We start from the raw sequence: 8,874 nt of genomic DNA, 5'->3' as shown, positions 1-8,874 counted from the left end.
TGAGAATGGGCGTGCAGGGTGTTGTCGAGACGAGACTCCATCACCAAGGGCGTGGCGTCGAGGGCCTCACGATACTCATCCACGCTGGGCAGACCCTGTTCGTCGCGTTGGGCGATGAAGGCGTCGCGGCGAATGTCGAGCCGGGCGACCATCACCGCGAGCGCCAGCTCGACGGAATCTTCGGTCAGCTGAACCAGCTTACGCAACCCCACATAGGCGATCGCCTCACCGACCTCGCCGCGGGGGCCGGCCAGGATGCGGTAGCAGCCATGGGTCACGTCCATCTTGCCGGACGGGGTGGGGGTAATCTCAGTCTTGCTCACTTGAACTCGCGTTCCTTTCACTCCGCGCAGGCCGCGGCGCCGCCCATGGCGCGTAGGTGAATCAGGGACGCTGGACGATCCGGAAGCCGGCGCCCGGACCATGTCCGCCCCGCCAGCAGCGGACGCGGGCGCGTGGCCGCCGCTGGCGCAGAGTCCGCCGCCGAGGTCCGCGGAACGCCAGTTCTGGCGCGCAGCCAAGGCGATCACACCCATCTCGCCCACTATAGGTCACGCCCGGGCGCCATTGTAAGCGTTTCCCGACGATTCCGCCGCCGCTGCGCCCGATCGCCTCGCCAGCGGAAGCCGTCCCTGCACGGTCCACACCTCCCGAACGTCGGGCAAAAACACAGGCGCCGCATGTCTCCTTGGCCAGATCGCCGGATCATCGACCTCTTTCAGGTCGCCAACCCCATCCTGCAGGCGCCCATGGCCGGCGCCTCAGGGGTCGCGTTGGCCCTGGCCGTCAGCCGGGCCGGCGGTCTGGGCGCCCTGCCCTGCGCCCTGCTGACGCCAGAGGCGATTCTGCAGCAGGCCGCCGCGTATCGAGCCGACGCCGCCGGGCCGTTGAACCTCAACTTCTTCTGCCACCGGCAAATCGAGCCCAGCGAGGCTGTGCAGGCGAGGTGGCGCCAGCGCCTGACGCCCTACTATCTGGAGCTTGGCCTTGATCCCCGCGCGCCCGCGCCAGCCGCAGGACGAGCGCCATTCGACGCCGCCTTCTGCGCGGTCGTCGAGCAGGTCCGCCCAGAGGTGGTCAGTTTCCATTTCGGCCTGCCGGAGCCGGCCTTGCTGAATCGGGTGAAGGCGACCGGCGCCCGGGTTATCAGCTCGGCCACGACGGTGGCCGAGGCGCTCTGGCTAGCGGACCGCGGCTGCGACGCCGTGATCGCCATGGGCTATGAGGCCGGCGGCCATCGCGGCGCCTTCCTCACCGAAGACATGCGCGCTCAGCCTGGCCTGATGGCGCTGCTGCCTCAGATGGTCGACGCTTTGGACATCCCCGTGATTGCGGCCGGCGGGATCGCGGACGGCCGGGGGATCGCCGCGGCCTTCGCCCTCGGCGCCGCCGGCGTCCAGATCGGCACGGCCTATCTGCCCTGCCCCCAGTCGCTGATCCCGCAATTCCACCGCGACGCGCTGGCCACGGCCCGCGATGACGCGACCGCTGTCACCAACCTGTTCACCGGTCGCCCGGCCCGGGGGATCATCAACTGCCTGATGGCGGAGATCGGCCCGCTATCGGCGGACGCGCCACCCTTCCCGCACGCGGCGTCCGCCCTGGGTCCGCTGAAGGCGGCGACCTCGACCCCTGAGGACTTCACCCCGCTCTGGGCCGGTCAGGCCGCAGCCCTGGCGACGCCCATGGACGCCGAGGACCTCACCCGTCAGCTGGCGGCGGAGGGGTTGGCATGTCTGGCGCGCCTCAGCGGAAGGCCTGACCCGGCCGGATCCCAAGCTTCTTGAACACCATGGCCGCCGGACAGAAGCCGGTGAAGGCCGCCTGGATCATGTTGGCGCCGGCGAACGCGCTGAGCAGCATCCACCAGGGGCTGACGAAATGGGCCAGGGCGACGCCGGCCAGGACGACGAGGCCGGCGAAGACAAAGACGGCGCGATCAAGGGTCATGGGGTTTTGTCCTTCGTTCGGCGGAGGCGCTAGGCCGCCGCCAGGGCCTGGGACACCCAGGCGGTGATCTGTTCGGTGGTCATGGCGCCGGCCCGGCGCGCCACCTCGCGGCCATCCTTCAGCAGGATCAGCGCCGGAATGCCCGAGACCCCGAGCGCCGCGCTGGCCTCGGGCGCCTCGTCGGCGTTGAGCTTCAGCAGGCGAACTTCCGGCTCCAGCCGTGCGGCGGCGGCGGAAAAGTGAGGCGCCATGGAGCGACAGGGTCCGCACCAGGGCGCCCAGACGTCCAGCAGGACCGCCACGCCCTGATTGGCCCGGCGGTGCGTCTGGAGCCCGGCGGCGTCGACCTCGGTGGGCTGGCCCTGGAACAGCCGCACGCCACAGCGCCCGCACTTGGCGGCGCCGGCGTCACGGTCAGCAGGTATGCGATTGGCCGCCGCACAGGCGGGGCAGACGATCTGGCGCATGGTCAGGCCTTCAGCTTGCTGGCCCCGATCAGATCGAGGGCGAGCTTCTCATAGAACGGCGTGGCCTCCCCGCGCCGGATCTTCGAGATGAAGTACTTTTCGAACCCGATCTTCGCCAGATGGACCCAACGGCCTTCGGCGGCCCAGTTCATGTTGCGCGGCGGGATCTGCGGCTGAGCGATGAAGGCCACGCCGCTGTCGCCGAAATCAGCCAGGCAGATGGCGTTCCAGGTGGCCTCGCGGCTCGGCGCCTCGCCGGCCAGCAGCGCCTTCAGGTTCTCAGCGATGGCGGTCACCATGCTCTCAATCATGAAGCCGGTCTTGGGCACCCCCACCGGCACCGGCGTCTTGCCCATGGGCGGAATGGCCACGCAGACGCCGAGGGAGAAGACATTGGGATAGGTCGGATTGCGCTGGTGTTTGTCGGCCAGGATGAAGCCCCTGGGATTGGTGAGTCCTTCGATCCCCATGACGGCGGGCACGCCGCGGAAGGCCGGCAGCATCATGGCGTAGGCGAAGGGCAGATCGTGGGTCGCCTTGACCGAGCCGTCCTCGGCGATCTCCTCCACCGCCATCAGGCCCTCGCTGACCTTGGCCACCTTGGCGTTGGTGATGAACTTGATGTGCCGCTGGCGCATCTCGCTCTCCAGCAGGCCCTTGGTGTCGCCCACCCCGTCCAGACCCAGATGGCCCACATAGGGTTCTGCCGTGACGAAGGTCATCGGAACCTGATCGCGGATCTTGCGGCGCCGCAGCTCGGTGTCGAGGATCATGGCGAACTCGTAGGCCGGGCCATAGCAGGAGGCGCCCTGCACCGCGCCCACCACGATGGGGCCGGGATTGCGGGCGAAGGCCTCGAAGGCCTCGGCGGCCCGCTCGGCGTGGTCCACATGGCAGACCGACTGGGTGAAGCCGTCGGGGCCGAGCCCCTCGATCTCGTCAAAGGCCAGTTCCGGCCCCGTGGCGATCACCAGGTAGTCGTAGAAGAGGCTCTCGCCGTCCCCCAGCTCCAGCCGGTTCTCCTGGGGATGGACGCGCCGGGCGCCCACGCCGGTATAGCCGATCTTCTTCTTCGCCATGATTGGCGGCAGGTGAACCTCGATGGCGTCGCGATCGCGCCACCCGACCGCCACCCAGGGATTTGAGGGCACGAAGTGGAAGGTGTCCCCCTGGGACACCACCATGACCTCGGCCTTTGATCCGACGGCTTCCTTGATCTCGAAGGCGGCGACTGAACCGCCGAGACCGGCGCCCAGGATGGCGATGACTGGCTTTTTCATCAGATAACCCTGATCTCTTTCCCGGCCCTGACATTGACCAGCGTCAAGGCGGCGTTCGTCCCAAGGCCCCAGTTTTCGATCCTGCTTGAATGGGCCGATGAAATCCTTATATGCGTATCTGCGCATATACAATGATTTTCACGATCAGCCGGAGACCCGCCCCATGACCCCCGCTTACGACCTTGCCCCTGCTGACGTGCATGACCGTCTCACCGCCCGCCAGATCGTGCTGATCGATGTCCGGGAGCCGGCGGAGTACGCCGCCGAGCGCATTCACGGCGCGCTGAACTTCCCCCTCTCCACCTTCGATGCCGACGCCCTGCCCGCTGGCGGACCGCGCGCCATCGTCCTGCAGTGCGGGTCGGGCAAACGCTCAGCCATGGCGATGGACCTCTGCCGCAAGGCCGGGGTCGAGGTGGCCGGCCACCTGGACGGCGGCATCGGCGCCTGGCGCTCGGCCGATCTGCCGGTCGTTCGCATCGACCCGGCCACCGGCGCAGTCCGCGACGCCCGCTAGAGACGACGGAAGAAACGCCCATGCGCCCCCTGCTGACCGCGAGCCTGCTGGCCCTGACCCTCGGCGCCGCCGCCTGTTCGGAAAAGGCCGCCCCGCCGCCCCCGCCGCCGGCGTCGGCCGAGGGCGCACGCCTGACCCTTCGCCTTCAGCCGGTGGACGACCTGAAGCCGGTGGCCGCCAGCGTGGTCACCCGCGACATGGCCCACGCCCGGGCGCGGATCAGCGGCACCTTGACCGAACTCAAGGTGCGCGAGGGCGACGAGGTGCGCAAAGGCCAGCTGATCGGGCGGGTGTCCGACCAGCGCCTGACCCTGGAGACCACCGGCTATGACGCCCAGGCCGCCGCTGCGGCGGCTGAAGCCGCCCGCGCCTCGGCCGAGCTCTCCCGGGTGCAGGTGCTCTATGACAAGGGCTTCTATGCCAAGGCGCGGCTGGAGCAGGCGCAGGCCGCCGCTCGCGCCGCCGAAGGTATGGCCGCCGCCGCCCGCGCCCAACGGGCCGCCAGCGCCGAGATGGGCTCCCAGGGCGCGATCCTGGCCCCCTCTGCTGGCCGGGTGGTGCTGGCCGATGTCCCCGCCGGCTCAGTCGTGGCGGGCGGACAGTCGGTGGCGACGATCACCTCAGGCGAGCCCCTCCTGCGGCTGGAGCTGCCCGAGGGCCAGGCCCGCGCGCTGAAGGTCGGCGATCGCGCGCCCGTCTCTGCCAGCGACCTCCCTGGCGTCGCCGCCTACGGAACCGTGGTCCAGGTCTATCCCTCGGTCACCGGCGGCCAGGTCACTGCCGACCTTCGGGTCGATGGCCTTCGCGCCGATCTCATCGGCCAGCGGGTCCGGGTTCAGGTCAAGGTCGGCGAGCGCCAGGCCCTGGTGGTCCCGGCGGCCTATGTGGCCACCCGTTTCGGCTTGGACTTCGTCCGCATCCTGGGACCTGACGGCGCCGCGCGCGAGGTGGCGGTGCAGGCCGCCCCGGCGCCGACGCCGGGTCGTACCGAAATCCTCTCAGGCGCCCGCGCCGGCGACGTCCTGATCGCGCCTGTCGCCGGAGCGGCCCAATGAACCTAGGCATATCGGGCCGCCTGACCCAGGCGACCATCCACTCCCCCCTGACTCCGCTGGCCCTGCTGGCGGCGATCGCCGTGGGGCTGATGGCGCTGATGTCCATCCCCCGGGAGGAGGAGCCGCAGATCAGCGTGCCCATGGTCGACATCATGGTCGCCACGCCGGGCCTTCGCGCCGCCGACGGCGCTGAGCTGGTGGCCAAGCCCCTGGAGACCATCGTCAAGTCCATCGACGCAGTGGACCATGTCTACACTCAGGTGCAGGACGATCAGGTCCTGGTCACCGCCCGTTTCGATGTGGGCGAGGATCCTGAGGACGCCGCGGTGCGGGTCCATGAGAAGGTCCGCGCAAACTACGACCAGATCCCGGTGGGGATCCCTGAACCGATGATCGTCACCCGGGGCATCAATGATGTGCCCGCCGTGGTGCTGACCCTGACGCCGACGCCGGAGATGGCAGACCGCTGGTCCGACCAGGCCCTGTACGACATCGCGGTCAAGCTGCGCACCGAGGTGGCCAAGGTCGAGGATGTCGGCCTGACCTTCATCGTCGGCGGCCGCCCCGACGAGATCCGCATTGAACCCGATCCCGAGCGTCTGGCCCTGCGCGGCGTGCCCCTGGGCGGGGTGATCGAGGCCGTACGCCAGGCCAACCGCAGCTTCCCGGCCGGCGCCATCCGCCAGGATGGCCTGTCCGTAGACGTGGCCGCGGGCCGGACGCTGGCCAGCGCCCAGGAAGTCGGCCTGCTCAGCGTCGCCTCGGTCAGGGGCGAGCCGGTCTATGTCCGCGATGTCGCCACCGTGATCCAGGCCCCGCGGGAGGATCAGGCCCGGGTCTGGCGCCATAGCCGCACCGCCGAAGGCTGGGCCCAGGCGCCGGCCGTCAGCCTGGCCATCGCCAAGCGCCAGGGCGCCAATGCTGTTGTGGTGTCCGAGCACATTCTGGAACGGGTGGAGACCCTGAAGGGGAGCCTGATCCCCGAGGGCCTGGAGGTCGCCGTCAGCCGAGACTACGGCGAGAGCGCCAACGAAAAGGCCAATGAGCTGCTTTTTCACCTGGGCCTGGCCACCGTCTCCATCGTCATTCTGATCGGCCTGGCCATCGGCTGGCGGGAGGCCGGCGTCACCGCCGTGGTCATCCCCACCACCATTCTGCTGACCCTCTTCGCCTCAAACCTGATGGGCTACACCATCAACCGGGTCAGCCTGTTCGCCCTGATCTTCTCCATCGGAATCCTGGTCGACGACGCCATCGTCATGATCGAGAACATCGCCCGCCACTGGGCGATGAAGGATGGCCGCAGCCCCACCCAGGCCGCCATCGAAGCCGTTGCCGAGGTGGGCAATCCCACCGTGGTGGCGACCCTCACTGTGGTCGCGGCCCTGCTGCCCATGCTGTTCGTCTCCGGCCTGATGGGCCCCTACATGGCGCCGATCCCGGTCAACGCCTCGGCGGCCATGGTCTTCTCCTTCTTCGTGGCTGTGGTCATCGCCCCCTGGCTGATGGTCCGCTTCGCCCGCCAGACCCTGACCGACGGCCATGGGCATGGGCACGATGACACCGGGGGCCGCCTGGGCGCCGGCTATCGCGCCCTGGCCAGCCGGGTGATCGCCACCCGCCGCAGCGCCTGGATCTTCCTGGGCGCGGTCGGCCTGGCCACGCTGCTGTCCATGAGCATGTTCGCCACTAAGACGGTGACGGTGAAACTGCTGCCCTTCGACAACAAGTCGGAACTGCAGGTGGTCCTTGACCTGCCTGAAGGCGCCAGCCTGGAAACCACCGAACGCACCCTGGCCGGCGCCGCCGAGATCGCCCGGACGATCCCCGAGGTGATCGCCATCGAGGCCTATGCCGGCACGGCCTCACCGTTCAACTTCAACGGCCTCGTCCGGCACTACTTCCTGCGTGACCGGCCCGAGATGGGCGACCTCTCCATCACCCTGTCCCATAAGGGCGATCGCAAGCGCGCCTCCCACGCTATCGCACTCGATCTGCGTGAACGCCTGGGCGATCTACCCCTTCCCGAGGGCGGGTCAGTCAAGGTGGTCGAGGCGCCGCCTGGGCCGCCGGTCATGGCGACCCTGCTGGCGGAAATCTATGGTCCCGACGCCGAGACCCGCCGCGCCGTGGCCGCCGAGGTGAAAACCCTCTTCCAGGCGATCCCCTATATTGTCGATGTGGACGACTCCTATGGGCAGCCTCGTCCCCGCCTGCGCCTGACGCCCGCCCGGGAGACCGTTGAGCACCTGGGCGTGTCCGAAGGCCAGGTGCTGGATTCCATCGGCGCGGTCTTCGGCGGCGGTCCCATCGGCTACGCCCACCGGGGCGAAGGTCGGACGCCTCTGGAGATTTCCGTGCGCCTGCCCCAGTCGGACCGCACCTGGGGCGAGCGCCTCGCCGCCACGCCGGTGGCGGTGTCGCAGACCGCCGACGGACGGCGGCTGGTGGAGCTGGGCGAGGTGGTCGACGCTGTCTCCGAAGCGGGCTCGCACATGATCTATCGCCGGGACGGCCTGGACGCCGAAATGGTCACCGCCGAGCTGGCCGGTCAGTATGAGGCGCCGATCTACGGCATGCTGGCCGTCGGCGACGCCATCGAGGCCCATGACTGGGGCGACCTGCCCAAGCCGACCGTCCGCCTGAACGGCCAGCCCAGCGATGAGAGCACGCCGACCCTGCTGTGGGACGGGGAATGGGAGATCACCTGGGTCACCTTCCGCGACATGGGGGCGGCCTTCGCCGTGGCGATCCTCGGCATCTATGTGCTGGTGGTGGCCCAGTTCAAAAGCTTCCGCCTGCCCCTGGTGATACTGACCCCCATCCCGCTGACCCTGGTGGGCATCGTCATCGGCCACATCATCTTCGGCGCGCCGTTCTCTGCCACCTCGATGATCGGCTTCATCGCACTGGCCGGCATCATCGTGCGGAACTCTATCCTGCTGGTGGACTTCATCCGGCATGCGCAGACCGGCGACCGACCCTTGCGAGACGTGCTGCTGGAGGCTGGGGCGATCCGGTTCAAGCCGATCGTGCTGACTGCGGCCGCCGCCATGATCGGCGCAGCCGTGATCCTGTTCGACCCCATCTTCCAGGGGCTGGCCATCTCCCTGCTGTTTGGCCTGGCCTCCTCGACCCTGCTGACCGTGCTGGTCATACCGGCCATCTATGTGGTCTTGAGGGATGACGGACGACCGGCGACCCGGCCCGGCGCCGCCAAGACTGTCTGACCGATCCTGGACCTGTGAGCATGAGCAAGGCCCCCCTCAACGCCGTCGCCGCCCAGATGCCCGACCCGTCAGAACTGGCGGCGCTCGAGGCCAGCGCCGCGGCGGCCGCACGGCTGATGAAGCTGATGTCCAGCGAGCAGCGGCTGATCATCCTGTGCCGGCTGGGCGACGGAGAGTGTTCCGTCGGCGATCTGGCTCAGCATGTGGGGCTGGCCCAGTCGGCGGCTTCCCAGCACCTGGCCAAGCTGCGGGCCGAAGGGGTGGTGGGCACCCGCCGGGAGGGTCAGACCATCTTCTACCGGCTGACCGATCCGGCCGCGGCCCGGGTGATCGACACCCTGTGCGACATCTATCGTGGCAAGCCGGCGAGCTGAC

General features: G+C 69.0%; 9 protein-coding genes. 5 read left to right on the top strand and 4 right to left on the bottom strand.

Annotated elements, in window-relative coordinates:
* Nucleotides 1–323: hypothetical protein (locus Q8N19_RS00415; protein WP_305587677.1), on the bottom strand; the 323-nt coding region annotated here is incomplete at its 3' end.
* Between the two features lie 357 nt (nt 324–680).
* Here Q8N19_RS00415 and Q8N19_RS00410 point away from each other — a divergent pair.
* Nucleotides 681–1,787, top strand: coding sequence for a nitronate monooxygenase family protein (locus Q8N19_RS00410; RefSeq protein ID WP_305587676.1), 1,107 nt, complete (start codon nt 681–683; stop codon nt 1,785–1,787).
* Here Q8N19_RS00410 and Q8N19_RS00405 read toward each other — a convergent pair.
* From Q8N19_RS00405 to Q8N19_RS00395, 3 genes are read right to left on the bottom strand one after another with little or no spacing between them, the layout of a single operon-like run.
* Nucleotides 1,747–1,950, bottom strand: a complete 204-nt coding sequence (locus Q8N19_RS00405) for a DUF2892 domain-containing protein (protein WP_305587675.1) — start codon at nt 1,948–1,950, stop codon at nt 1,747–1,749. The genes Q8N19_RS00410 and Q8N19_RS00405 overlap by 41 nt on opposite strands.
* 29 nt (nt 1,951–1,979) lie before the next feature.
* Nucleotides 1,980–2,417 (bottom strand): thioredoxin domain-containing protein, encoded by a 438-nt coding sequence (locus Q8N19_RS00400; RefSeq protein WP_305587674.1) that lies wholly within the window; start codon nt 2,415–2,417, stop codon nt 1,980–1,982.
* A 2-nt stretch (nt 2,418–2,419) separates the two neighbouring features.
* Nucleotides 2,420–3,697 (bottom strand): NAD(P)/FAD-dependent oxidoreductase, encoded by a 1,278-nt coding sequence (locus tag Q8N19_RS00395; protein WP_305587673.1) that lies wholly within the window; start codon nt 3,695–3,697, stop codon nt 2,420–2,422.
* A gap of 163 nt (nt 3,698–3,860) precedes the next feature.
* Here Q8N19_RS00395 and Q8N19_RS00390 point away from each other — a divergent pair, with 163 nt between their 5' ends.
* The 4 genes from Q8N19_RS00390 to Q8N19_RS00375 are packed head-to-tail and all read left to right on the top strand — an operon-like array spanning nt 3,861 to nt 8,873.
* Nucleotides 3,861–4,214, top strand: a complete 354-nt coding sequence (locus tag Q8N19_RS00390) for a rhodanese-like domain-containing protein (RefSeq protein WP_305587672.1) — start codon at nt 3,861–3,863, stop codon at nt 4,212–4,214.
* Between the two features lie 20 nt (nt 4,215–4,234).
* Nucleotides 4,235–5,269, top strand: coding sequence for an efflux RND transporter periplasmic adaptor subunit (locus Q8N19_RS00385; protein WP_305587671.1), 1,035 nt, complete (start codon nt 4,235–4,237; stop codon nt 5,267–5,269).
* On the top strand, nt 5,266–8,499 hold the full coding sequence (locus tag Q8N19_RS00380; protein ID WP_305587670.1) for an efflux RND transporter permease subunit: 3,234 nt from the start codon (nt 5,266–5,268) through the stop codon (nt 8,497–8,499). Before Q8N19_RS00385 ends, Q8N19_RS00380 begins: the two co-directional genes overlap by 4 nt.
* A 20-nt stretch (nt 8,500–8,519) precedes the next feature.
* Entirely contained in the window at nt 8,520–8,873 is a 354-nt protein-coding gene (locus Q8N19_RS00375; RefSeq protein WP_305587669.1) for a helix-turn-helix transcriptional regulator, read from the top strand.
* Nucleotide 8,874 lies beyond the last annotated feature (1 nt).

This window comes from Phenylobacterium sp., assembly GCF_030693405.1.
Classification (GTDB): Bacteria; Pseudomonadota; Alphaproteobacteria; order Caulobacterales; family Caulobacteraceae; genus Phenylobacterium.
This window is presented reverse-complemented; position numbering and strand designations above follow the sequence as displayed.

Excerpts from the sequence above, each read along its gene's own strand:
- Q8N19_RS00410 (WP_305587676.1), top strand. The coding sequence starts at position 681 with ATGTCTCCTTGGCCAGATCGCCGGATCATCGACCTCTTTCAGGTCGCC.
- Q8N19_RS00405 (WP_305587675.1), bottom strand. The coding sequence starts at position 1,950 with ATGACCCTTGATCGCGCCGTCTTTGTCTTCGCCGGCCTCGTCGTCCTG.
- Q8N19_RS00400 (WP_305587674.1), bottom strand. The coding sequence starts at position 2,417 with ATGCGCCAGATCGTCTGCCCCGCCTGTGCGGCGGCCAATCGCATACCT.
- Q8N19_RS00395 (WP_305587673.1), bottom strand. The coding sequence starts at position 3,697 with ATGAAAAAGCCAGTCATCGCCATCCTGGGCGCCGGTCTCGGCGGTTCA.
- Q8N19_RS00390 (WP_305587672.1), top strand. The coding sequence starts at position 3,861 with ATGACCCCCGCTTACGACCTTGCCCCTGCTGACGTGCATGACCGTCTC.
- Q8N19_RS00385 (WP_305587671.1), top strand. The coding sequence starts at position 4,235 with ATGCGCCCCCTGCTGACCGCGAGCCTGCTGGCCCTGACCCTCGGCGCC.
- Q8N19_RS00380 (WP_305587670.1), top strand. The coding sequence starts at position 5,266 with ATGAACCTAGGCATATCGGGCCGCCTGACCCAGGCGACCATCCACTCC.
- Q8N19_RS00375 (WP_305587669.1), top strand. The coding sequence starts at position 8,520 with ATGAGCAAGGCCCCCCTCAACGCCGTCGCCGCCCAGATGCCCGACCCG.